General features: G+C 67.9%; 23 protein-coding genes. 13 read left to right on the top strand and 10 right to left on the bottom strand.

Annotated elements, in window-relative coordinates:
- The first annotated feature begins 106 nt into the window (after positions 1-106).
- The gene (locus CAL25_RS06330) at positions 107-1,726 is read left to right on the top strand and encodes a PQQ-dependent sugar dehydrogenase (RefSeq protein ID WP_094799106.1); all 1,620 of its coding nucleotides are present in this window, start codon (positions 107-109) and stop codon (positions 1,724-1,726) included.
- Positions 1,727-1,913: 187 nt separating this feature from the next.
- Here CAL25_RS06330 and CAL25_RS06325 read toward each other — a convergent pair whose 3' ends face one another.
- Both CAL25_RS06325 and CAL25_RS24185 read right to left on the bottom strand, forming a co-directional pair.
- Positions 1,914-2,936, bottom strand: coding sequence for an NAD-dependent epimerase/dehydratase family protein (locus tag CAL25_RS06325; RefSeq protein WP_094799105.1), 1,023 nt, complete (start codon positions 2,934-2,936; stop codon positions 1,914-1,916).
- Between the two features lie 3 nt (positions 2,937-2,939).
- The gene (locus CAL25_RS24185) at positions 2,940-3,107 is read right to left on the bottom strand and encodes a hypothetical protein (protein WP_170948404.1); all 168 of its coding nucleotides are present in this window, start codon (positions 3,105-3,107) and stop codon (positions 2,940-2,942) included.
- Positions 3,108-3,329: 222 nt separating this feature from the next.
- Here CAL25_RS24185 and CAL25_RS06320 point away from each other — a divergent pair, with 222 nt between their 5' ends.
- A complete protein-coding gene (locus CAL25_RS06320; protein ID WP_094799104.1) occupies positions 3,330-4,541 on the top strand; it encodes a diguanylate phosphodiesterase in 1,212 nt (403 codons plus the stop codon).
- A gap of 88 nt (positions 4,542-4,629) precedes the next feature.
- Here CAL25_RS06320 and CAL25_RS23995 read toward each other — a convergent pair whose 3' ends face one another.
- Entirely contained in the window at positions 4,630-5,613 is a 984-nt protein-coding gene (locus CAL25_RS23995) for a TraB/GumN family protein (protein ID WP_170948403.1), read from the bottom strand.
- Between the two features lie 280 nt (positions 5,614-5,893).
- On the opposite strand from CAL25_RS23995, the gene CAL25_RS06310 reads away from it, so the two are divergent.
- From CAL25_RS06310 to CAL25_RS06300, 3 genes are all read left to right on the top strand, one after another.
- Positions 5,894-6,436 carry a DUF6152 family protein gene (locus CAL25_RS06310; protein WP_094799102.1) on the top strand — a complete coding sequence of 181 codons (543 nt, stop codon included), beginning with the start codon at positions 5,894-5,896 and terminating at the stop codon, positions 6,434-6,436.
- A 60-nt stretch (positions 6,437-6,496) separates the two neighbouring features.
- Positions 6,497-6,997: a hypothetical protein gene (locus tag CAL25_RS06305; protein ID WP_094799455.1), complete on the top strand. Its 501-nt coding sequence runs from the start codon at positions 6,497-6,499 to the stop codon at positions 6,995-6,997.
- A gap of 141 nt (positions 6,998-7,138) precedes the next feature.
- Entirely contained in the window at positions 7,139-7,603 is a 465-nt protein-coding gene (locus CAL25_RS06300) for a (R)-mandelonitrile lyase (RefSeq protein WP_094799101.1), read from the top strand.
- Positions 7,604-7,622: 19 nt separating this feature from the next.
- Here CAL25_RS06300 and CAL25_RS06295 read toward each other — a convergent pair whose 3' ends face one another.
- Positions 7,623-8,522: a LysR family transcriptional regulator gene (locus tag CAL25_RS06295; protein ID WP_094799100.1), complete on the bottom strand. Its 900-nt coding sequence runs from the start codon at positions 8,520-8,522 to the stop codon at positions 7,623-7,625.
- Positions 8,523-8,537: 15 nt separating this feature from the next.
- Between CAL25_RS06295 and CAL25_RS06290 the strand changes: the two genes are divergently transcribed.
- Complete coding sequence (locus CAL25_RS06290) at positions 8,538-9,830, top strand: arabinose transporter (protein WP_249278969.1); 1,293 nt, start codon at positions 8,538-8,540, stop codon at positions 9,828-9,830.
- A gap of 30 nt (positions 9,831-9,860) precedes the next feature.
- Positions 9,861-10,637 (top strand): dihydrofolate reductase family protein, encoded by a 777-nt coding sequence (locus tag CAL25_RS06285; RefSeq protein ID WP_094799098.1) that lies wholly within the window; start codon positions 9,861-9,863, stop codon positions 10,635-10,637.
- A 28-nt stretch (positions 10,638-10,665) separates the two neighbouring features.
- Here CAL25_RS06285 and CAL25_RS06280 read toward each other — a convergent pair whose 3' ends face one another.
- The 6 genes from CAL25_RS06280 to CAL25_RS06255 all read right to left on the bottom strand — a co-directional run bounded on the left by CAL25_RS06280 (position 10,666) and on the right by CAL25_RS06255 (position 16,371).
- Positions 10,666-12,030 (bottom strand): sensor histidine kinase, encoded by a 1,365-nt coding sequence (locus tag CAL25_RS06280; protein ID WP_094799097.1) that lies wholly within the window; start codon positions 12,028-12,030, stop codon positions 10,666-10,668.
- Entirely contained in the window at positions 12,030-12,692 is a 663-nt protein-coding gene (locus tag CAL25_RS06275) for a response regulator transcription factor (RefSeq protein WP_094799454.1), read from the bottom strand. Before CAL25_RS06275 ends, CAL25_RS06280 begins: the two co-directional genes overlap by 1 nt.
- A gap of 115 nt (positions 12,693-12,807) precedes the next feature.
- Entirely contained in the window at positions 12,808-14,442 is a 1,635-nt protein-coding gene (locus CAL25_RS06270; RefSeq protein ID WP_170948402.1) for a methyl-accepting chemotaxis protein, read from the bottom strand.
- Between the two features lie 280 nt (positions 14,443-14,722).
- Positions 14,723-15,298: a restriction endonuclease gene (locus CAL25_RS06265; RefSeq protein WP_094799453.1), complete on the bottom strand. Its 576-nt coding sequence runs from the start codon at positions 15,296-15,298 to the stop codon at positions 14,723-14,725.
- Entirely contained in the window at positions 15,295-15,522 is a 228-nt protein-coding gene (locus CAL25_RS06260) for an RNA-binding S4 domain-containing protein (protein WP_094799095.1), read from the bottom strand. The genes CAL25_RS06265 and CAL25_RS06260 overlap by 4 nt, the downstream gene beginning before the upstream one ends.
- 111 nt (positions 15,523-15,633) lie before the next feature.
- Positions 15,634-16,371, bottom strand: coding sequence for an IclR family transcriptional regulator (locus tag CAL25_RS06255; protein WP_094799094.1), 738 nt, complete (start codon positions 16,369-16,371; stop codon positions 15,634-15,636).
- Positions 16,372-16,469: 98 nt separating this feature from the next.
- Between CAL25_RS06255 and CAL25_RS06250 the strand changes: the two genes are divergently transcribed.
- From CAL25_RS06250 to CAL25_RS06225, 6 genes are all read left to right on the top strand, one after another.
- Complete coding sequence (locus tag CAL25_RS06250) at positions 16,470-17,438, top strand: Bug family tripartite tricarboxylate transporter substrate binding protein (protein ID WP_094799093.1); 969 nt, start codon at positions 16,470-16,472, stop codon at positions 17,436-17,438.
- Positions 17,439-17,527: 89 nt separating this feature from the next.
- Positions 17,528-18,211, top strand: coding sequence for an RraA family protein (locus tag CAL25_RS06245; protein ID WP_094799092.1), 684 nt, complete (start codon positions 17,528-17,530; stop codon positions 18,209-18,211).
- Complete coding sequence (locus tag CAL25_RS06240) at positions 18,208-19,149, top strand: NAD(P)-dependent oxidoreductase (protein ID WP_094799091.1); 942 nt, start codon at positions 18,208-18,210, stop codon at positions 19,147-19,149. The genes CAL25_RS06245 and CAL25_RS06240 overlap by 4 nt, the downstream gene beginning before the upstream one ends.
- Positions 19,150-19,160: 11 nt before the next feature.
- The gene (locus CAL25_RS06235; RefSeq protein WP_094799090.1) at positions 19,161-20,231 is read left to right on the top strand and encodes a cyclase family protein; all 1,071 of its coding nucleotides are present in this window, start codon (positions 19,161-19,163) and stop codon (positions 20,229-20,231) included.
- An 80-nt stretch (positions 20,232-20,311) separates the two neighbouring features.
- Positions 20,312-21,265, top strand: a complete 954-nt coding sequence (locus CAL25_RS06230) for a Bug family tripartite tricarboxylate transporter substrate binding protein (RefSeq protein ID WP_094799089.1) — start codon at positions 20,312-20,314, stop codon at positions 21,263-21,265.
- A gap of 47 nt (positions 21,266-21,312) precedes the next feature.
- Positions 21,313-22,278, top strand: a complete 966-nt coding sequence (locus tag CAL25_RS06225) for a Bug family tripartite tricarboxylate transporter substrate binding protein (protein WP_094799088.1) — start codon at positions 21,313-21,315, stop codon at positions 22,276-22,278.
- Positions 22,279-22,295: the final 17 nt, after the last annotated feature.

Raw genomic sequence — 22,295 nt, 5'->3', positions numbered from 1 at the left:
TCGTCCGCCCGCGTGCACGGTGTCGCACGTGTGCGGATGCGAGTCCGGCCCTGCGCGCACGATTGACCCGCCACGCCCCTATTCCCGCATTTGCCCACGCCCTGCAATGGTCACCAAACTCCGCCACCTCACCGCCCTCCTCGCCGCCGCCCTTCTGACAGGCGCTCTCGCCAGTGCCGTGCAGACGCAGGTGAGCCTGAGCGCCCTGCTTGCGCTCGGCGCGCCGCTGACGACGCCGCTCTGGCTGATCACCACGCTGCAGGACGTGGCGACCTTCGGGCCCGTGATGACGGGCATCGCCCTGGTGGCGCTGCTGCTCGCGTTTACCGTGGCGCACCTGCTCTTGCGCCTCACGCGGATCCAGGCCCGCACCGCGTTGTTGAGTCTGGCGGCCGTGGCCGGCCTGGCAACGGCATTCGCCTTGATGCGCTGGGTGATTCCGATGCCCGCGCTTCCCGGTACGCGGGGGATGCCCGGCTACGCGCTGATGTCGCTCTGCGCGCTGCCGGCGGGCTTGCTGTATGCCCAGATGACCTCGCCCGTGCGGCTCGCCGCCCGCGCGCAGCGCGGACTGTCGGCGTGGCGCGAAGGCGCGGCAGCGGGCGTGCTGGCGCTCATACCTGCAGCGCTCTTTGCGATCGCGGCCCCTCGCGCGGGGGCGAAGCCCGAGCCCGTGGATCCGGCGAGCTATGCGGTGCAGACGGTGGCGAGCGGACTGAATCGCCCTTGGTCGGTGGCGTTCCTGCCTGACGGCCGCGTGCTCGTCACCGAGATGGCGGGACGGCTGCGCACGATCGCGCGCGACGGCTCGACCGGCGACATCGCGCTCACCGGATTGCCGCCGATTTTTCATCAGGGCGGCGTGAGCGGCCTGATGGAGGTGGCGCTCGACCCCGACTTCGCCAGCAATGCCCGCATCTATCTCACGATGGGCTACGGCGAGCCGCGGGCCAATGGCACGCGTCTGGTCAGTGCGCGACTCGTGCACGACCGGCTCGAGGACGTGCGCGTGCTGTTCAGCGCCACCTCGAAATCCACGGCGGGCAACAACGGCGGCCGGCTGGCGTTTCTCGGCGACGGCACGCTCGTGCTCACGGTGGGCGACGGCAATGCGCAGCGCGAAGAAGCGCAGAACCGGGCCAACCATCTCGGTACCGTCGTGCGGCTGACGCATTACGGACAGGTGCCTCACGACAATCCCTACGCACAACGAGCCGGCGCCGCGCGCGAGATCTACAGCCTCGGCCATCGCAACGCGCAAGGCATCGCCGTTGACCCCGAAAACGGCGAACTGCTCGTGACCGAACACGGTGCGCGCGGCGGCGACGAGGTCAATCGCGTGGTCGCGGGCGGCAACTACGGCTGGCCGCTGATCACCGGCGGGATCGACTACCCGTTTGCCCGGATCACGCCATTCCAGACGCTGGCCGGTTACGAAGACCCGATCCTCGACTGGACGCCCTCGATCGCGCCGGCCGGGCTGGCGATCTACCGCGGCGCGCTGTTCCCCGCATGGCGCGGCGATCTGCTGGTCCCAGCGTTGAAGGAACGCGCGGTACGCCGCGTGATGCGCGACGGTCAGCGCATCACGGGCGAGCAATTGCTGCTATCGGAGCTCGGCGAGCGCATGCGTGACGTCAAGGTGGCACCCGACGGCGCGATCTATGTGCTGACCGACGGCGTGGATGCGCGGCTGCTGCGGGTGACGCCCGCGGCGGCAAAATGAGGGCCGAGCGCCACGAGCTCATCATGACCGGCGTGGCCGAAGAAGGCGGCCGCGCCATCGCAGTGCGTCCAACAGCGCTCCCGCTGCCAGCCGCCGTCGGCAGGTCCACTGAGTACGGCGAGAGCATCCGGCGTCGAGCGGCGCGGCATACGCCGGTGCCGCGACGCCGGATGAGAAGGACCTTACCTTAGCCCGCGGATGCCGGCACGCCGGTGTCCGCCTGCCGTCGATCGCGCAATTCCTGCAGGCCCTGCTCGCGATCGATGGGCGGCGCGTAATCCAGCTCGCGCCGCGCCTTGGAAATATCGAGCGTGACTTCGACCGCCGACGTCGCGAACTGCTGCAACGTGACGGGCGGCGGACGATTGCCCCGGCTGGTGGTGGCGGCCCAGGTACTCAAGGTGGCGATCGCACGCAGCAACCAGCGCGGCACGCTCTTGTCCGGCGCCGTGTGCCCCTGCGTGGCCAGCAGCGCGGTGATGAAACCGCGAAACTCGACGGGCTCGCCATCCGTGATGAAGTAGACCTCGCCCGCTTTGCCCGCCCGCAGCGCGCGCTCCACCCCGTGCATCAGATTGCCGATGTGCGTGGTGGACGTCAGATAACGCCCGCCATCGACCCAGGCGAATCTCTTTTTCTCGACCGCCTTGAGCAACTGCGGCAAGGCCGTGGTGTCGTCGCGGCCCCACACGAAACGCGGTCGCAGCACGATGACTTCCATCCGCGCATCGTTGTGGGCCAGCGCGATGCGCTCGGCCTCGGCTTTCGTGACCGAGTATCCGCCGGCGGGCCGGCGCGGATAGGGCTGCGATTCGTTGGCGCGGATCAAAGGCCGGCCGTCGAGCAGGACCGACTCGGTGCTGAGATGCACCACGCGTCGGATGCCGGCCTCGCGCGCGGCGGCGAGGATGTGCTGAGTGCCTTCGACATTGACACGTCGTTGCGCGGGCGTGGGCAGACCATGGCCCGTATGCGCCGCGGCATGGATCAAGGCCTGGCAGCCTTGCATTGCCTCGCTCATTCCTTCGGCAAGCAGATCGCCCTGCACGGCTTGGGCGCCGAGCGCTTCGACCGTTTCGCAGGCGCGATCGTTGCGTGCGAGCGCAACCACTTCGACACCGAGCGCGACGAAATGCCGGATCAGATTGCGGCCGACATAGCCGCTGCCGCCCGTGAGAAACAGGCGCTGTGGCAAAGCAAGATCCTGCATGGCTCAGTCTTTCTTGCCGTAGATCTGCGACACGATCGCAACGATGGCACCCGCGCCGACGCCGATTCCGATATAGATCGGCAGCGTCAGTGCATCGGGCTTCACGGCCAGCAGTACACCCACGACGATCACGGCGGGCACGATGCCCGCAAGGTAGTAAATCGGCTTCAACACACACTCCTGGACGACACGTTCCGCAATAAACCGGAACAAAAAAGAAGACAGGCAAGTATTTTGCATGAAGTATGCAGAAAACGTTCGCATAAAGCCCTGCAATTCATGAAGTGCCCCGTATCTCCCCCTCATTTCATGCATATCGGATGCCATCCTGCTGATATGCTAGTCCCGTACCCCGGCGACCTCTCCGCCTGCAGCGCACTCACAGAGGATGCCATGCTTTGCACGTTGATCTACCGCAGTCGCCTCAGCGCGCCACTGCCGCTGGAAGAGTTCGATCGGCTGCTCGATGCGGCCCGGCAGCGCAATGCGGCGCTGGGTGTCACCGGCATCCTGCTCTTCGATGGCGTGCATTTCGTGCAGCTGCTCGAGGGGCCGGAAGCCGCGGTGACGTCGTTGTACGACTCGATCAAGCGCGATGATCGGCATTGCAACGTGGTGCAGCTGCTGCGCGACAATGCGCCGACGCGGCGCTTCGACGGCGATGAGATGGCGATGCTCGACCTGCGCGACAGCCGTCCCGACGACGTGCTGTCCGCCGTGCTCGACAAGATGACCAAGAGCCCGAGCCGCGATGACCGCGTGGTCAATATCCTGCACGTCTATGCCAAGGCACGCTGGACCGATCACATCGTCGAAGGCGACGATGCGCGCGAGTGGCAGTTCACCACGGCGGGTCAGCCCGCGTCGGGGCCCGGACGACTTCTGCCCGGCCAGCCCTGCCAATTCGCGCTGCAGCCCATCGTCGAACCGCTGCGACGCAAGGTCACTTCTTACGAGCTATTGATCCGCAGCGACACGGGCGGCTCGCCGGACGAGTATTTCGCGTCGGTTCCGCACGAAGCGCGCTACATGGCCGACCTGCAGTCCAAGGGCGTGGCCTTCGACGCGGCAAAGCAGCTGGGCATCCAGAGCACCAAAATCTCGGTCAATCTGTTTCCCATGTCGTTGATCACCGTGCCCGATGCGGTGGACTGTCTGCTGGCACAGATCGCGGAGAGCGGATTGTCGCCGCGACAGGTCATCGTGGAAGTGACGGAGCAGGAGGCCATCTCCTGCCTGAGCACGTTCGGCGCTTCCATCATGCAACTGCGCAAGGCGGGCATCGGCGTCGCCATCGACGATTTCGGCGCGGGTTTCGCAGGGCTGTCGCTCCTGGCCGAATTCCAGCCCGACAAGCTCAAGATCGACCGCAAGCTGATCCAGGGCATCCACACCGACGGACCGCGTCAGGCCATCGTGCGCGCCATTCTGCAGGCCTGCGCCGCGATGGGCATCACCCCGGTGGCCGAAGGCGTGGAAGAGGTCGAGGAGTGGTGCTGGCTTCAGGCGGCGGGCGTGGAGCGATTCCAGGGATATCTGTTCGCCCGCCCCGCGCTCAACCGCGTGCCCGCGATCCATTGGCCCGAGCGCCAGCCGCTGCGCTGACTTAACCCCTCGCGAGAGGGGCGGGGCGCGCCGGGCCGCATAGACCGCGCAGGCCACCCTGGCCGCGTAGCAGCTACCCTTCCCTGCCTCACCCGCCCTGGCGCGGCGGCACGGGCGCCCCGTCCGCCGGCAGCGCGATGGGCTTGACCGTGTAGCCCGCCTGCGTGAGCTTCGGCAGCAGGCCATACTCGCCGCTCAGCTTGCCGGCATCGAACACCACCAGCGCGTTGCCCTGACCGAGATGAACCTCGAGCTTGGGCAGTATCGCGTCCACCGCATCGAACACCATCAGCCGATCGAACCGCTTCTGCTCGGACGCTGACAGTCCGCTCGGCTTCGAGGCTTGCGCCAGCGCATCCAGATCGCCGGCATTGAGCGCGTCGACGAGGCGCTGCAGATCCTGGCGCGCCAGCGGTGTCAGGGCGTTTTGATAAAGCAGGGTCCGGAGCAGCGCAACCGGCGTGGACCAGTAGCGGGCATAGAGCTGCGTGGTGCTGTCCACCGCCACCACCGGCACGTCCGCCGCGGCGGCCGCCTCACGCAGAACGGACTCGCGCGAATGCGTGCCCGGCGGCATGCAGTGCGCGGCGGCCAGCGCCAGCGCGAAATATGGATCACGCCCACCCACCGCGATGCGCAGCCAGTACTCGGCATCGCTCGCGTCCAGCGCGGGATCGACGGGCTCGCCCTCCTCCTCGGCGGCTTGCCGCATGAAGCAGCGCGCGTTGGTGCGCATCTGGTCGATCTGTGCATCCGTCAGCTTGCTGGCCCAGGGCGCCCGGCCCAACCCGCCGGTGCGGCCGGTCTCCGCCATCGCCGCCGGGTCGACAAACGCGGGCCCCGGCTCGAAGGGCTCCGCTTCGGCGGCCCTGTCGAGCATCAACACCAGGCGCGACTTGCCCTGGACCACGGCGGGCGCCGGCATCAGCAGCCCGGCGGCCGGACGTTGCAGGCCACCCAGCACGATGCTGGTGGCGCCCGAAGGCGCGGTCACCTCCCAGGCGGGCACGCCTGCGGGCGCCGCCGCTGCCGGGCCGCCGCAGGCCAGTCCGAGTGCGGTTCCGATTGCCAACAGCCCACGCCACGCCATGTTCCCTCTCCACTGAAATCGATGCAGGGAAAAGGTACCACGGCGGACATGGCGTCCGGTGAACGTCCGCTGGCGCTATTGATCGGCCGGCACCGCGGGGCCGCGCGAGCTGCGCTGCATCGCCGCCGACTCATGAGTTCAATTCATGTGTGCTATCCGATTGTGCCGGGTACTCACCGCGCGCGGCTTCCCTTAAGGTCCCTGTCAGCGTAACCGGGGCGCGAGCCTCGGGCCGAACGCGAGACCTTGAACGGAGCACACCATGCACTTTACTTTCACCTGGCGCGCCCGCGCCCGCGCCTGGTTGGCGCTCGCCGCGACCTTGCCCGGCTTAATCGGCCTTTTCCTCACCGGCACGGCCCACGCTCATCACGGCTGGAGCTCGTTCGACACGCGTCACGCCTACTTCGTGTCCGGAACCATCACACAGGTTCGCTGGGGCAATCCGCACAGCGAGGTCCGGCTGCGGATCGACAGCACCGCTTTGCCCGCCGGCTTTCGTAGCCGGCCGTTGCCCCCGGGCGCCAATGAAGACAGCGGCAAAGCCACCCTTGCGTCCGCCCGCGCTTACGCTGGCGAACAAAAGGAACTGCGCATCGTCCTGGCCGGGCCCAGCTGGATGAGCCGTTGGGGTCTCGAACGCCCGCTCGAGGTCGGCGAGAAGATCGAAGTGGTCGGCTATCTCAATTCCGAGGAAGACGTCGAACTGCGCCCGATGATGTTCTGGCTCGCCAACGGTCAGGGCGTCTGGCAGCAGTTGACCTCGCTGCCCCGACAGCCTGAGCCCGCGCCCGCAACGCGCTGATACTTGCCGGGCGGCCCCATCGTCGGGACCGCGCGTCTGTCTGCCCTCATCGCTTCGCCCATGACCTCCGCCTACGACACCCTGCACACTGCCCTGCTGGCGCTGGAGCGCACGGGCCTCGCCGAACTCGTCCGCGGCACGCCCTTCCTCTATCCGATTCTCATGAGCCTGCACGTGCTCGGCATTGCCCTGCTGCTCGGGCCGACGGTCGCCGTCGACCTGCGTCTGCTCGGCGTTGCCCGCGATGCGGTGCGTGTGAGCACGGCGACGCGCCACCTGCTTCCTCTCGCGCATATCGGCTTTGTTCTTGTCGCGTGCACCGGAGCCACGATGTTCATCGCCATTGCCGCGGCCGTCGGCGCCAGCGCGGCAGCCCCCTGGAAGCTCGGGCTGATCGTCCTCGCGGGCTTGAACATCGCAGTGTTTCATCGCGGCATTTACCGGCATGTCGAGCGATGGGACATCGGCGTCCCGACGCCCGCACGAGCCCGCCTGGCTGGTCTGCTCTCGATGGCGTGTTGGACAGGCGTGGTCTTCGCCGGCCGATTCCTGGCTTACTGAAGTCGTGTCACCCGCGTTCCGCTCCGCCCCGTCCAACCAGCGCGTCCACCCTCGATCTCCGGGTCCGGCATTCCAACAGACCCGCTTCACCCCCCCACAAGCTTCGCCATGCGCGGCAGCTTGCTCACAAGGAGTCCAATCATGAAGACCTTCGTCGCCACCCTTGCCCTGGCCGTTGCCGGCCCGTCGCTCGCCGCCTCGGATACCATCCAGATCGCACCGAACGGGGCGACACCCACGCGTGCGGGCAATGCGGAGCAGTTCACTGGCCAAGTGCTGATCGACGGACTCACCACCGCCGACAGCGCCAAGTTCGCGGGATCCGGCATCGTCACCTTCGCGCCGGGGGCACGCACGGCCTGGCACACGCATCCCGCCGGTCAGTGGTTCTTCGTGACGAGCGGCAAGGGCTGGGTGCAGGAGGAGGGCCGTGCCGCGCGTGAGATAAAGCCGGGCGACGCCGTCTGGATCCCCGCAAACGTCAAATACTGGCACGGTGCCACCGACAAAACCTCGATGAGCCATATCGCCATCACCCCTGTGCAGGACGGCAAGAATGTGACCTGGCTGGATCCCGTCTCGGACGCGCAGTACGGCCCGCGTTGATCGGTCGCGCTTCCGAGCGTCAAGCCGGATAGCGCAGCGTTTCGATCAGCAGGCTCATCGCATGCGAAGGCTGGCGGCGGCTCGGATAGTAAAGGTGGTAGCCCGACCAGCGCGGGCACCAGTCTTCCATCACGCGCACGAGTTTGCCGCGAGCGAGGTGGCCCGCCACCATGGCTTCGGGCACATAGCAAAGTCCGAAGCCGGCGAGCGATGCCTCGAGCACCTCGTAGATGCCATTGAATGTGAGTTGGCCATCCACCCGCACGTTCACCTCGCGGCCACCTTTCTTGGCGAACTCCCAGGCGTATAGCCCGCCGTGCGTCGGCAGCCTCAGATTGATGCAGCGGTGATCGACCAGGTCAGCGGGCGTGCGAGGTGCGGGGTGCCTGGCGAAATAGCCTTTTGTGCCGACCAGCGCAAAGCGCTCGTCGGGTCCGATGCGCACCGCGATCATGTCCTGCGCCAGTTGTTCGCCGAAGCGCACGCCGGCGTCGTAGCGCTGCGCGGCAATATCGGCTAGGCCGTAGTCACAGACGATCTCGACCTTGATGTCCGGATACTTGCTGAGGAAAGGCGTGAGCTTGGGCCACAGAATGGATCGGATCGCGTAATCGGTGGCCGTGATCCGGATGGTACCGGCGGGCTTGTCGCGAAACCGGCTGAGCGTTTCGACCTGTTCGTCGATGTGATCGAGCGGGCCGGCCACGCTCTCGTACAGTGCCTGGCCCGCCTCGGTGGGCGACACATTGCGCGTGGTGCGGGTCAGGAGGCGCACGCCGAGCCGCGTCTCGAGCGTGCGGATCGTGTGGCTGAGGGCCGACTGCGACACCCCCATCCCCGCGGCCGCCCGCGTAAAGCTGCCCTCGCGCACCACGGCCACGAAGGCCAGCAATCCGGTGTAGTTGTTGTCTCGGGCCATTGATGAATTCATCTCATGCGTGCTTTCGGAATACACCGTCTTATCGAACAGTGCCTGTGTGAGGACAATACGCAAAATGCCCCACCGAATCAACGCTTACACCCGCTCCTGACCATGCCACGCCCCTCGTCCACGACCGCGGTCTCGGAATCCCTGTTTGTCGACCTGCTGCCACTGATGACGGCCGTCTTCCTCGCCTTCAGCGTCATCGGCCTGGCCCTGCCCGTGCTGCCATTGCATGTGCACGATGATCTCGGCCTCGGCACCTTCTTCGTCGGCCTGGTCACCGGCGCCCAGTTCGCGGCCTCGCTGCTTTCGCGCGTGGCCGCCGGCCGCCTCTCCGATACTCGCGGCGCTAAGACAGCGATGCAGATCGGCTTCGTGATGGCGTCGAGCTCGGGCGTGTTGTACCTGGTCTCGCTGGCGTGCACCGACGCGCCGATGCTGTCCCTGGCCGTGCTGCTCGGCGGGCGCGGCGTGCTGGGTGCCGCGGAGAGTTTCATCATCACGGGCGCGCTGAGTTGGGGTCTCGCCGCGGTGCACAGCACGCATTCCGGCAAGGTGATTTCCTGGATCGGCACCGCCATGTATGCGGCGTTCGCCGCGGGTGCGCCAGTGGGCTCCGCGCTCTTCGGCGCGCTCGGCTTCGTGTCGATCGGCATCGCCACCACCGTGGTGCCGCTGTTGGCCCTCGCGCTCGTCGCACGGCGTCCCGGCGTTTCCGTTGCGGCGAGCGCGGGCCAGCCGCGCGCCGCGCCGGTGCTGCGCGGGGTATGGCTGCCCGGCGTGGGGCTGGCGTTCAGCAGCATCGGCTTCGGCGCGATCACCGCATTCATCGCCCTGCACTTCTCCACGCAGGGGTGGACACCCGTCTGGCTCGCGTTCACCGCCTTCGCGTGCGCCTTCATCGCCGCACGCGTGTTACTCGGGCATCTGCCCGACCGCCTGGGCGGCGCACGCGTGGCGTTTTACTTCGTCCTGGTCGAAGGGGCGGGGCAACTGCTGCTGTGGCTGGCGAACGGGCCTGGCATGGCCCTCAGCGGCGCCGTACTTACCGGCCTCGGCTACTCGCTCGTATACCCCGGCCTCGGCATCGTAGCCGTGGCCCGTGTACCCAGCCAGAGCCGGGGCATGGCAATGGGCGCCTACACTGCCTTTCTGGATCTGGCGCTGGGGATTGCGACGCCGATCCTCGGTCTGTTCGCAGGCTGGACCAGCCTGCGCCAGGTCTTTCTCGTGAGCGCGATCTGCACCCTGTGCTCGGCCGCGATCGCCGGGTTCGCCTTACGCCCTTCGGCCAAGCCCTGAACCCATACCCATTATCAGCCAAGGATCGCCATGCGCCCCACCCTCACCTGCCACATGATCTCGTCCATCGACGGCCGCCTGCTGCCGGACCGTTGGACCCCCGCGGCCGAGAGCGGCGAACCGAACCTCATCCTCTCGGTTTATGACGAGACCGCCGCTTCCATCGGCGGCGATGGCTGGATCGTGGGACGCGCCACCATGGCCGATCTGCTGCCTCCCGGCCGAGACGACGCGTCCGCGGCAATGACACGGCCCGATGCGCCGGACATCCGCGCGCTGCCACGCCGCGCGCATGTTGGCGAAAGAGGCATGCGCAAACTGGCCATCGTGCTCGATCCGGCGGGCAAGCTGGATTACCCTTCGCCTCGAATCGGTGAAGAGCACCTGGTCGTCGTGCTCGCCGAACGGATCGACGACCGCTATCTGCTGCGCCTGCGCGAGCGCGGCATCTCCTACGTATTCGCCGGCGGCGATGGCCACGATATGCACGCCGCCCTGCTCTCGCTGCGGCGCGACTTCAATGCCGACTCGCTCATGCTGCAGGGCGGGGGCATCACCAACGGCATCTTTCTGCAGCACGATCTGATCGATGCCATCAGCCTGCTGGTCTTTCCGGGCATCGATGGACTATCCGGCGTACCCAGCGTGTTCGAGTGTCCTGCCACGCAGCCCGGCTTGCTGCCCGCCCTTGGCCGCCGGCTCAGACTGACCGACTCGGAGGTGCGACGCGGCGGCATTGTCTGGCTGCGCTACACCGTGGAGCGCAAGGCGGGCAACGGCCATTGGGGTCCCCGATCAGCGGCCTGACGACAGCGGTCGTCGGCGCGGCCCCGGCTCAGGGCAATACCGGAAACCGCACGACAAAGCACGCCCCGCGACCGTCGCGCGTGTCCGTCACGGTCACCGTCGCCCGGTGCAACGCCGCGATGCGGGCCACCAGCGCGAGGCCGATGCCGCTGCCATGGCTGGGTGCGCCCGGCAGGCGGTAGAACGGGTTGAAGACACGCGTGCGCTCCGCCGCGGGGATGCCCGGGCCGGTGTCGCACACGACCAGCAGAGTCTCGTCGCCTTCCTGCCGGATGCACAGACCCAGCTCGCTGCCCTCGCCGCTGTAGCGGCTGGCATTGTCCAGCAGATTGCGCATCAGGGTGCCCAACGCGTCGACCTGCCCCCACACCCGCAGCGACGGCAGCTCCGGGCGCAGCGTCTGCTCGCGCTCGTCGATCGCCGATTGCATGTCGGATATCACCAGGCGAGCGACTTCCGCCAGGTCGACCGCCTCGAAGCGCATCGTGCTGCCCTGCGAGTCCATGCGCGCCATATCCAGCAGCTGTTCCACGATGCGCGTGCTGCGCCGCGTCGTGTCCGAGATCTTCTGCATCAGGAGCTTTGCCTTCTCGGGATCGCCCGTGCGATACGCGGTGTCGGCGTAGACGGCCAGTACGGCCAGCGGCGTGCGGAGCTCGTGCGCGGCGTCGCCGATGAAGCGGCGCTCGTTGGCGATCAGCTCGAGCACCCGGCGCTGCCGCTGATTGATTGCACGGATCAGCGGGCGGGTCTCGGTCGGTACCGCGCGCTCGTCGAGCTCGATGCCATCGGCCGGGTCGCGCGCGCTCAGGTCGGCGCCCACGCGGTTCAACTCGCGCAGCGAGCGCCACACGATCAGCACCGCGATGCTGCCGATCGCAAGAAACATCACCAGCGTCACGAACGAGCCCAGCCAGAACCGCGAGACCAGCTGTTCGTAGAACCGTCGGGTCGGCGCGCCTGCCATGATCTCGTAGCGCGCGGATGCGTCGAGCGAGGTGTAGACGCGCCAGGACTCACCCGCCACGTCATGGGTGACGAAGCCCCCCGATTGCTCCGGTGCCATCCGCACGGCGGGCGCGCGCTGCGACGACAGGACGAGCTTGTCCGCCACCAGATCCCAGATCTGGAACTCGGCCGGCCCGATGCTCTGCAAGGGATGGCGGCCGGGCGCGGGCGTGCCCCATTGAAGCGCCTGCCCCGGCGGCACCGTGGCAAGCAGAAACCCGATGCTGCGCGCCGCGGTGCGCAGCTCGTGGTCTCGGACGCCGGATTGCTCGCGCGTATGGCTGCTCCAGTAAAAACCGAACTGCACCAGCCATGACACCAGCATCGCGCCGAGGATGCCCACCAGCACCTGCACGCGCAGCGAGCGCTGCACCGCGATCCTCATCACATACCCCTGCGCATGCGATAGCCCTGACCGTGGACGGTCTCGATCAGGTCGTTGCCGAGTTTGCGCCGCAAGGCATGGATGAAGACCGCGACCGTGTTGCTCGCGCCCGTGTACTCCTGCCCATAGATGCCCGCCTCCAGTTCTTCTTTGGGCACCAGCCGGTTCGGATTGCGCAGCAACACCGCCAGCGTGCGGTACTCCTGCTCGGAGAGGCGCAGCTCGATGCCATCGACATGCAGGCAATGGCGGGCGAGATCGAGCCGCAGGTGCTGCCACACCAGCACCTGATCCGATCCCGTGTTGCTCCGGCGCAGCAGCGCCCGCATCCGCGCGAACAGTTCGGAGGGCTCGAACGGCTTGGTCAGGTAATCATCGGCGCCCAGGTCCAGGCCCTTGATGCGATCGCTCAGCGCGTCGCGGGCCGTGATCAGGATCACCGGTACACAGTCGCCGCGGTTTCGCACGAACCGCAGCACGTCCAGCCCCGAGCCGCGCACCAACGCGATGTCCAGCAACACCACGACGAAGTCGTGCGCGAGCAGCATCACCTTGGCGGCCTGCACGTCCTGCACGATGGTCGCGACAAAGCCCTGTTCTTCCAGGGCCAGTGTCAACGCATCGGCAAGCATGGCGTCGTCCTCGACCAGCAGGACTCGCATCAATTCCTTTCTCCTTTTATTGTGCCGGCATCATAGCCGCGCCGCGCCCGCCGGGGCGCGGCGGGTGTTCCTGCCACGGCGGACGCATCCCGCGCCGGCCGTGGCGTCATCGCGCTTAAAGCGCGGAATGCGCGAGCGCGAGGCGGGCCGTGGCACCGCTTGCGGCGGCGCGAGGCGGCTGCATGCGCCCCGCCTGTGCGTGCGTCTTGAAGCGGGCCACCGCGTTCAGGAGCTCGCGCGCCTGCGTGGCCATCGCGCTCGCCGCCGCGGCGGACTCTTCGACCAGGGCCGCGTTCTGCTGCGTCATGGCGTCCATCTGCGCCACCGCCACATTGACCTGCTCGATCCCGCCCGTCTGTTCGGTCGAGGCGGTCGCGATTTCCGCCGTCACTTCCTTCAGCCCCGCGACGGCGGTGAGCACCTTTTCCATCTGGTCACCCGCACGCCCGGCCAGGCCGGCGCCGCTGTTCACGGCCTGCTTGGAGTTCTCGATCAGAACCTTGATCTCCTTCGCCGCCGTGGCACTGCGCTGCGCCAGGGCGCGCACTTCGGTGGCCACGACCGCGAACCCGCGGCCCTGCTCGCCCGCGCGGGCCGCCTCGACCGCGGCGTTCAGCGCCAGGATGTTGGTCTGGAACGCGATGCTGTCGATCACCGCGACGATCTCGCCCACGCGTTCGGCATCACCCGAAATGGCGCCCATCGAGGCGACCACCTCCTGGACCACCTGGCCGGCGGCCTCGGTCAGGCTGGTGCAGTCCAGCGCCAGGCTGCTGCCGCTGACCGCGTTGTCCTGGTTCATGCGGACCGTCGAGGTGAGCTCTTCGATGCTGGCGGCGGTTTCTTCAAGAGAGGCGGCCTGCTCTTCGGTGCGCTGCGACAGGTCGGCGTTGCCTTCCGCGATCTGCGCCGACGCGGTCGAGATCGCCTCGGCGGCGACCACGATGGTGCCCACGGTTTGCGCCAGTTGACCGCGCATCGCCTCGAGCGAATGCATCAGGCTGCTGCGGTCTTTGGGGTCCAGCTGCAGCGAGGTGGTGAGATCGCCCGCGGCGATGGCACCGGCCAGGCGCTGCGCGTCGGCGGGCTCGCCGCCCAGCTGCTTGAGAATGCTGCGCGTGATCAGCATGGCGGCCGCCACGCCCAGCAATAGCGCGATCACCATGGTGACGACGATGGTCGACTGCAAGGTCGTCACCGTGCCTGCCGCAAGATTGGCGGCCTCGTCGCTCAGCTTGGTTTCGAGCTCGCTCAACGCGTTCAGGTGCCCCAGCCACGCATCCTGCTTGGCGCGGAGCTCATCGCGCAGGATGCGCGCGGCCTCGGCGGCGTCGTTGCGGATGCCGGCATCCATCGCCCGATTGAAGATCGGCAACGCTTCCTGCTGCGCCTGCCGCACGGCGCGGAACAGGCGATGCTCCTCCTCGGTGGTGCCGCTATCTGCCGCGAACAGCTGCGCCAGCCGATCGCTGGCCTCGTTGTAGGCGCTGGCAGCGGTGGCCGCGCGCTTGGCCTCGCGATCCACCACCTGCGCGTCGGTCGACAGCACCACGTTACGCACCGCGATGGCGCGATCCTGAATCCGATCCGTCATGGTCAGCGCCAGCTTCATCTGCTGGTTGTTCACGAAAGCGATCTCGTGAATGGCGGCGTCCAGCGTACGCAGGGCGTAGATCGACAACACGCCGAGGAACGTCAATGCCATGACCAACGTCAGGAAACCCAATGCGAGGCGCGACCTCACTTTCATCGCTGCAAGATTCATATTTAGCCTGTCTGTCTGGATGCCCGGCAATGCGCGCATGCTGCGATCCGCGCCGCTCGTGCCGGCCGATTTGCGGGGTCGGCGCACGCTCAGCACGCGCCGACCGGCGGCACTATACGAAGCGACATTTAACAGATCGTTAACGACAGGCCAGGCCCGGCCCGGAAGGCAAACGCCCGCGGCGGGCGCGGGCGTGCAGGAAGAAATACCGGTGGCGTCAGGCGCCGGGGCCTCAGGAATACCGGCGGCCCGGGGGCCCTGGAGGCTAGAACTTGTGGTGGCGCAGCAGCTGGGCCAGCTCGGGCGCCCGCATGATTGCCACGTCGTGCTGCCTCGCGTATTGCCAGGCATTATCGGAAACATCGCCCAGCGTGATGAAGATCGCTTCGCGCGCACCCTGCTGTTCGCGTAGCGCCTGCAGCTCGCGCAGATGCTCCACGCCCACGCGTGCGATTTTCCAGCGCCTGGCGCTGACCAGCGCGACGTTGCCGTCCTTGGTGAGGGCGAAGTCGGCGCCGGGGGTAGTGAGATGCCGCACCTCGCAGCCGTCGCGCATGAACCCGGCCTCGACCAGCGGGCGGAACCGGTCCCAGTGCAGGGTCGCCACCGCTTTGACCACCACCTCGATGCGTGCCTCGGACGGACGCTTCGCCTGCTTGTAGCCCGCGATGATCGCGATCACGGCGAACGGCACGGCGGCAAACACGCCCATGGCCGCGAAATCGCGCGGCAATACGGCGAAACCACCAACGCAGAGCAGCAGAGCCACCCCCGCGCTCATCCACCACGATGAGCGCAGCAGCACCGCAAAGATGGAGTTTTTCGCCATCTTCAATTTCATGATGCCGCCCGCACCACGATGCGCACATCGCCGCAGTCGACGATCTGGCCGTCGCGGATCTTGGCGGTCTTGCGGGTCTCGATCACGCCGCCCACGCTGACGTAGCCCTCGGCCACGAGCGCCTTGCCCGCGCCACCGCTATCGCACACGCCAGTGGCCTTGAGCAGCTGGTTGACTTCGATGTAGGGGCTGCCTTCGGCAAGCGTAAATTCGATGAGGGGCATGCGACCTTCGGAAGAGAAAAAAAGCCTGCGCAAGTGTACCCGACGCCTGTTCGGCCGCCGGCGGCACGGCAGCGGTGGAACCGCGGCAGCGCGAGCCTGGGCGACCCGCGCCTACCGGCCCTCGCCCTGCCGCACGCCCATCATCGAACGCGATAACTGGCTGGCAGCGCCGAGGATCGACTCCTTGTGCTCGAGCAGCACGGATTCGGTCAGGCGGGAGAGCGGCCCGGAAATGCAGATCGCGCCCAGCAGCGTCCAGTTGATGCCGTACACCGGCGCCGAGATGCTCGACACCTCGGCGTCGCGCTCGCCCAGCGAAATCATGTAGCCCGCGCGTCGAATCGATTCGTAGGGCTCGCCGGCCTCGCCCGCGAACGCCAGCAGCACTCGTCCGGGGCTCCCCTGGACCAGCGGCAGCGCGGCGCCGACGCGCACGTGATGCCGGATGGACCGTGGCCCTTCCACCCGCGCCATGCAGATGCGCTGATTGCCTTCGCGCACATAGAACGTGGCGCTCTCGCCCGTGGCCGCCGACAGCTCGCGCAATACCGGCTGCACGACATCGACCACATTGAACGTGGCCTGATAACAGGCGCCCAGCCAGCCCGCCGCGCGGCCCAGACGCCACGTGCCGTCGGCACGCTGCGCCAGGTAATCGTCGAGCGCCAGCGTGCGCGCCAGGCGCAGCACCGTGGATCGGTGGCATTGGGTGCGGCGGCTCAGCTCGGCCAGCGACAGATGCGTGTCTTCGACGCCGAAAGCTTCGAGGATGCGCATGGCGCGGCGCACCGCGACCACGCCCTCTTCGGCCGGATCGGCATCCGGATCTTGGCTTGGATCAGTGTTCATTGTACGAGACATGTTTCGCTATACGAACATGGATTGTATTGGGTGGAACACGCGACCACAATCCCTTTCACCAAAAACAAATTCATCGGAGACAAATCATGAAGAGGATCGTGCGCCTGTTGTCGGGCCTCACCTTGCTCTGCGCCACCGGGCTCAGCCTGGCGCAGGACTTTCCGAACAAGCCCATCCGCCTGATCGTTCCGTTCCCGCCGGGCGGCGGCACCGACGTGCTGGCCCGCGAGGCCGCGCTCGGTGTGGCACGCAACACGGGCTGGAACATCGTGGCCGAGAACCGCCCCGGCTCCGGCGGCAACATCGGCGTGGACGCCGTGGCGAAGGCCGACCCGGACGGCTACACCCTGGTGCTCGGCCAGACCAGCAACCTGGCCATCAATCCCACGCTGTATCCCAAGCTGCCGTACGACCCGGAAAAGGACCTCACCGCGATCGGCCTGATCGCCGACGCGCCGCTCGTCATCGTCGTGCCGGCCAACTCGCCGCTCAAGTCGCTCGACGACATGATCGCGGCCGCCAAGGCCAAGCCCGACATGCTGAGCTACGCCAGCTCCGGCAACGGCACCGTCTCGCATCTGGCTGCCGTGCAGCTGCAGAACGCCGCCGGCATCAAGCTCATGCACGTGCCGTACAAAGGCGCGGCCCAGGCATCCAACGATCTGATCGGCGGGCAGATCGACATGTACCTGTCTTCGGTGCCCACGCTGATCGGCCATGTGCGCAACGGCAAGATGCGTGCGCTCGCGGTGACCTCCGCGCAGCGCGTGCCCGACATGCCCGACGTGCCCACCATCGCCGAGCGCGGCTATCCGGGCTTCGAGGCCGTCACCTGGTTCGGCCTCGCCGCGCCGGACGGCGTGCCGCCGGAGATCGTGAAGCGCCTGAACGCTGAGTTCAACAAGGCGCTGAAGACGCCGGATCTGGCCAAAAAGTATCAGGAGCAAGGCGCGCGCGTGCTGACCAGCACGCCCGAGGAGTTCGCCCGACTCATCCATGACGACCGCATCCGCTGGGGAAAGATCGTCAAGGACTCGGGCGCCCGCGTCGAGTAATCCCCCACCTTCCCTTCGATTTGCAGTCGGCGCCCGCGCGTGGCGCCGGCCGCTGGCCGCCCCTACCTTTCTCTACCCTGGAATTTCTCATGGCAAACCCGGACATCATTAAAGACTTCCCCCGCGTCAGCGCCGACCTCGTGCGCCGTGCCGCGGATCTGCAACCCGCCATCCTGGCCGACGTGGCCGGCCGCCGTGGCGCGCTGCACGGCCGCATCCGGCCGCTGCACCCGGGCATGAAGCTCGCCGGCACGGCGTTCACCGTCGAGGTGCGTCCCGGCGACAACCTGATGATCCACGCCGCCCTCTCGCTGGCCAAGCCGGGCGACGTGCTCGTGATCGACGGCAAGGGCGACCTGAGCGCGGCGCTCATGGGCACCATCATGATGAACGCCTGCCGCCAGCTCGGCATCGCCGGCGTGGTGATGGACGGCGCCGCCCGCGACGCCACCGAGATCATCGAAATGGACTACCCGGTGTTTGCTGCCGGCACGAATCCCAACGGCCCGACCAAGAACGTCCCGGGCCGCATCGGCCATCCGATTTCGCTGGGTGGCGTGACGGTGCACCCGGGTGACTTCGTGATCGGCGACGCCGACGGCGTGGTCGTGGTCGAACGCGAAAAGCTCGAAGGCCTGCTGCCCGCCGCCGAAAAGAAGGTGCGCGACGAAGCCGCCCGCATCGCCGCCATTCAGGGCGGCGACACTGAGGCCAAGTGGCTCAATGCCGCCCTGCGCGCGGCCGGCGTCCTCAAAGAAGGAGAATCGCTGTGAATGCCGTCGCAAAGCCCGCGCTTCTCGTGACGGCGGCCGACCTGGCGCCCGAGGCTCTCGCGCTGCTCGACGATTTCCAGGTCGTGTTCGCCGGCAAGACGCCGTCCGAGGACGACATCGTCGCCCTGTGCCGTCAGCACAACCCGGTGGCCATCATCGTGCGCTACAGCAAGGTCGGCGCGCCCGCGATGGACGCGGCCCCCGCGCTGCGCGTGATTTCCAAGCACGGCAGCGGCACCGACACCATCGACAAAGTGGCCGCGAAGGCGCGCGGCATCGAGGTCGTCGCCGCGATCGGCGTGAACGCCGCGGCCGTCGCCGAGCAGGCGCTGGCCCTGCTGATGGCCTGCGCCAAATCGGTGGTGACGCTGGACGCCCGCATGCGCGGCGGTCACTGGGACAAGGCCACCCACAAGAGCATCGAGCTCGACGGCAAGACGCTGGGGCTGGTGGGCCTGGGCGCGATCGGCATGCGCATGGCCGCCATGGGCCAGAGCCTCGGCATGCGCGTGATCGGCTACGACCCCTACGCCAAAAACCTGCCCGCCTACATCGAGCCCGTGGCGCTCGACGCCATCTGGCGCGAATCGCATGCCGTCTCGTTCCATTGCCCGCTCACCGATGACAACCGCGGCATGCTCAACGCCGCCACGCTGGCGGCCTGCCACCCCGGCGTGATCGTGGTGAACACCGCCCGTGGCGGCCTGATCGACGAAGACGCGCTCCTGGCCGCCGTGCGCTCGGGTCACGTGCACGGCGCGGGGCTGGACAGCTTCGCCACCGAGCCCATGGCCGCCGGCCATCCGTTCCAGCAGGAGGCCCGCATCCTGCTGAGCCCGCACATCGGTGGCGTCACCAGCGCGGCCTACGTGAACATGGGCGTCGCGGCGGCCCGCAACGCCCTCGAGGTGCTGGCCCGCCAGCCCACGCACGCATAAAGGAAAGCGCCATGTCGCAACGTTGGAAACACGCGCCGCCCGACAGTCATTGGGGCGAATTCGGCCCCGATGATCAGCGCGGCCGCATGAATCTGGTGGACCGCGCCAAGGTGCTGCAAGGCATCGCCGAGGCGCGGGAGGGGCTGACGTTCTGCCTGTCACTCCCGCTCGACGTGCCGGGCGGCATGGCGCTCAACCCCCGGCGTCTGCCGCCGCAACGCTATGCCACGCTGCGCGACGGCAAGAGCGCCGGCGTGCAGGGCTACTGCTGGTCGTATGCGTCCGAAGATCCGCAGCTCACCGATGTGGTCTGCGACGACGTGCTGCTCATGAACACGCAGTACTCCACACAGTGGGACAGCCTCGCCCACATGGGCAGCCGCTTCGATGCCGACGGCGATGGCCATGACGAAGCCGTGTTCTACAACGGCTACCGCGCCGGCGAACACGTGCACGCGGCCACCGAAGATCCGCGGGCACCCGCCGACTGGGCCCGCTTCCCGGGTCCGCGCGCCGATGCGCTCGGCATCGAGCACCTGGCCGAGCACGGCGCGCAGGGTCGCGCGGTGATGATCGACCTGGAAGCGCACGTGGGCCGCACGCGTACCGCCGTGGGCTACGACGCGCTCATGCGCATCCTCGAAGCCGACGGCGTCGAGATCGAGTCCGGCGACATGGTGTGCCTGCACACCGGCTTCGGCGAGACCTTGATGTCGATGAACCGCCAGCCCGATGTCGCGCACCTGCACGCGACCGGCAGTGGCCTCGACGGCAATGACGCGCGTCTGCTGCGGTGGATCGTGGACGTGCGCCTGGCCTGCCTGATCGCGGACAACCCGGCGGTCGAGCTGCCGCAGCCGCTCAATCTCGCAGGAGGGGGCTCGCCGCTGCGCCGGCCGCGCCTGCCGCTGCACGAACACTGCCTGTTCAAGAACGGTATCCACCTGGGCGAACTGTGGTGGCTCACGCCGCTGGCCCGCTGGCTGCGCGAACATGGCCGCCATCGCTTTCTGTTGACCGCACCGCCGCTGCGCCTGCCCGGCGCCATCGGCTCCCCGGCCACGCCTATCGCCACCGTCTGAGTCCGCCAACCCGAAACCTTACGCCCCGCGGCGCAGCGGCCGGCACAGGCCGCGCGACCGCCCTCTCACGAGGAGACACCATGTCTTTTATCCGTCCTTTCCTGGCAGCGGTGCTGGCCCTGTCCGCCGGCGGCGCCCTGGCGCAGTATCCCGAGCGCCCCATCAAGCTGGTAGTGCCCTACTCGGCCGGTGGCGCGGCCGACGCCCAGGCCCGCCTGGTCGCCATGGCCCTGGGCACCCGCCTGCAACAGACCGTCGTGGTCGAAAACCGTCCCGGCGCAAGCGGCACCATCGGCGCCGCCAATGTGGCGCACGCCGCGGCCGACGGCTACACGCTGCTCTACGATGCCACCGCGTTCGCCATCAATCCCTCGCTGTACAAGTCGCTCAGCTACGACAGCAAGCGGGATTTCCAGCCGATCTCGCTCGTCAGCCTCACGCCCAACCTGCTCGTCGTCGCCGCTAAAGCGCCGTACCAGAAGGTGGCGGACCTGACGGCGGCGGCCAGGGCCGGCCACCTCACCTTCGCCACGCCGGGCCAGGGCACCGCGCAGCACATCGCTGCCGCCTGGTTCGCGCAGGGCAACCGCATCGCGCTCACGCACATTCCCTACAAGGGCGGCGCGCCCGCGCTCACCGATCTGATGGGCGGCCAGACCGACATGATGTTCAGCAACATGGCCGCGTCGTATCCGCTGGTGAAAAGCGGCAAGCTGCGCGCGCTGGCCGTGAGCTCGCCCAAACGGGTCGAGGCGCTGCCCGACGTGCCCACGGTCGCCGAGAGCGGCGTGCCCGACTACGCGGTGTACGAGTGGAATGGCGTGCTTGCTCCCGCGGGCCTGCCCGCCGACGTGGCGTCACGCATCGAGACCGAGCTGCGCGCCGTGCTGCGGGACCCGGCCGTGCGCAAGAGCCTGCAGGATCTCGGCGCCGAGCCGGTCGGCTCCAGCGCCACCGAATTCAAGGCCTTTATCGACGACCAGATGCAGCGCTCGGCCGGCATCCTGGCACGCGCCGGCATCACCAAAGAATGACGCGGCGCGAGCCGCCTCATGCGATCCATCCGCATCAGGAGACAAACATGAACAAACCCCTGCTCGCGCTGAGCCTGGCCATTGCCGCCACCTGCGGCGCGACCGCGCATGCGGCCTATCCCGAGCGCCCCGTGCGCGTCGTGGTCGGCTTCTCGCCCGGTGGCCCGACCGACGTGGTGGCGCGCGCGTTCGCGTCGTACGCCGGCCAGGCGCTCGGCCAGACCTTCGTCGTCGAGAATAAACCCGGCGCCAACACGATCCTGGCCGCCGAGGCGGTGTCGAAGGCCGCGCCCGACGGCTACACGCTGCTGGTCGGCGCGACCAATCACACCATGATTCCGGCGCTCTACAGCAACCGGGTAAAGTTCGACGCGCTCAAATCCTTCACGCCGCTCTGCGCCTTTGCCGTGAGCCCCACCGTGCTGGTCACCAGCCCCGCGATGGGCGTGAACTCACTCGATGCGTTTCTGGCCAAGGTGCGCGAGGCGCCGGGCCGCATTACCTACGCCACGCCCGGCACCGGCAGCTCTGGCCATTTCGCCACCGAACAGTTTCAGCGCCTGACCCAGACGCAGATGAACCACATCCCCTACAAGGGTGCCGCGCAGGCGATCTCGGACCTGATGGGCGGCCAGGTCGACAGCTCGTTCGCGACGCTGGGCTCGGTGCTGCCGCAGGTGACGGCCGGCAAGCTCACCGCCCTGGCCGTCGCCGCGCCGCAGCGTCTGCCTCAACTGCCGCAGGTGCCGACCTTCGCCGAGGCCGGCGTGCCGGGCTACTCGGCCGACGCCTGGTACGGCGTGCTCGCCCCCGCCGGCCTGCCGCAGGACGTGCGCGCCACGCTTGAAAAGGTCGCGCGGGACTTCGCCCAGGCGCCTGCCACGCGGGCAAGCCTCGATGCGCTCGGCGTGCAGCCGCGTCAGACCTGCGGCGACGCATTCACCACACAGCTGTCGCAAGAGATCGATACTTACCAAAAGCTGGCGAACGAGCTCGGCCTGAAAGCCGACTGAGCCACGAATAGCGAGGA

This window comes from Bordetella genomosp. 5 (assembly GCF_002261315.1).
Classification (GTDB): Bacteria; Pseudomonadota; Gammaproteobacteria; order Burkholderiales; family Burkholderiaceae_B; genus Bordetella.
The sequence above is the reverse complement of the archived record's forward strand: the minus strand, read 5'-3'. Positions and strand labels throughout refer to the sequence as shown.

Excerpts from the sequence above, each read along its gene's own strand:
- CAL25_RS06250 (WP_094799093.1), top strand. The coding sequence starts at position 16,470 with ATGAAGAGGATCGTGCGCCTGTTGTCGGGCCTCACCTTGCTCTGCGCC.
- CAL25_RS06275 (WP_094799454.1), bottom strand. The coding sequence starts at position 12,692 with ATGCGAGTCCTGCTGGTCGAGGACGACGCCATGCTTGCCGATGCGTTG.
- CAL25_RS06320 (WP_094799104.1), top strand. The coding sequence starts at position 3,330 with ATGCTTTGCACGTTGATCTACCGCAGTCGCCTCAGCGCGCCACTGCCG.
- CAL25_RS06310 (WP_094799102.1), top strand. The coding sequence starts at position 5,894 with ATGCACTTTACTTTCACCTGGCGCGCCCGCGCCCGCGCCTGGTTGGCG.
- CAL25_RS06325 (WP_094799105.1), bottom strand. The coding sequence starts at position 2,936 with ATGCAGGATCTTGCTTTGCCACAGCGCCTGTTTCTCACGGGCGGCAGC.
- CAL25_RS06255 (WP_094799094.1), bottom strand. The coding sequence starts at position 16,371 with ATGAACACTGATCCAAGCCAAGATCCGGATGCCGATCCGGCCGAAGAG.
- CAL25_RS06330 (WP_094799106.1), top strand. The coding sequence starts at position 107 with ATGGTCACCAAACTCCGCCACCTCACCGCCCTCCTCGCCGCCGCCCTT.
- CAL25_RS06295 (WP_094799100.1), bottom strand. The coding sequence starts at position 8,522 with ATGGCCCGAGACAACAACTACACCGGATTGCTGGCCTTCGTGGCCGTG.
- CAL25_RS06260 (WP_094799095.1), bottom strand. The coding sequence starts at position 15,522 with ATGCCCCTCATCGAATTTACGCTTGCCGAAGGCAGCCCCTACATCGAA.
- CAL25_RS06290 (WP_249278969.1), top strand. The coding sequence starts at position 8,538 with ATGCGTGCTTTCGGAATACACCGTCTTATCGAACAGTGCCTGTGTGAG.
- CAL25_RS06245 (WP_094799092.1), top strand. The coding sequence starts at position 17,528 with ATGGCAAACCCGGACATCATTAAAGACTTCCCCCGCGTCAGCGCCGAC.
- CAL25_RS06265 (WP_094799453.1), bottom strand. The coding sequence starts at position 15,298 with ATGAAATTGAAGATGGCGAAAAACTCCATCTTTGCGGTGCTGCTGCGC.
- CAL25_RS06270 (WP_170948402.1), bottom strand. The coding sequence starts at position 14,442 with ATGAAAGTGAGGTCGCGCCTCGCATTGGGTTTCCTGACGTTGGTCATG.
- CAL25_RS06280 (WP_094799097.1), bottom strand. The coding sequence starts at position 12,030 with ATGAGGATCGCGGTGCAGCGCTCGCTGCGCGTGCAGGTGCTGGTGGGC.
- CAL25_RS06305 (WP_094799455.1), top strand. The coding sequence starts at position 6,497 with ATGACCTCCGCCTACGACACCCTGCACACTGCCCTGCTGGCGCTGGAG.
- CAL25_RS06225 (WP_094799088.1), top strand. The coding sequence starts at position 21,313 with ATGAACAAACCCCTGCTCGCGCTGAGCCTGGCCATTGCCGCCACCTGC.
- CAL25_RS06300 (WP_094799101.1), top strand. The coding sequence starts at position 7,139 with ATGAAGACCTTCGTCGCCACCCTTGCCCTGGCCGTTGCCGGCCCGTCG.
- CAL25_RS06230 (WP_094799089.1), top strand. The coding sequence starts at position 20,312 with ATGTCTTTTATCCGTCCTTTCCTGGCAGCGGTGCTGGCCCTGTCCGCC.
- CAL25_RS06285 (WP_094799098.1), top strand. The coding sequence starts at position 9,861 with ATGCGCCCCACCCTCACCTGCCACATGATCTCGTCCATCGACGGCCGC.
- CAL25_RS06235 (WP_094799090.1), top strand. The coding sequence starts at position 19,161 with ATGTCGCAACGTTGGAAACACGCGCCGCCCGACAGTCATTGGGGCGAA.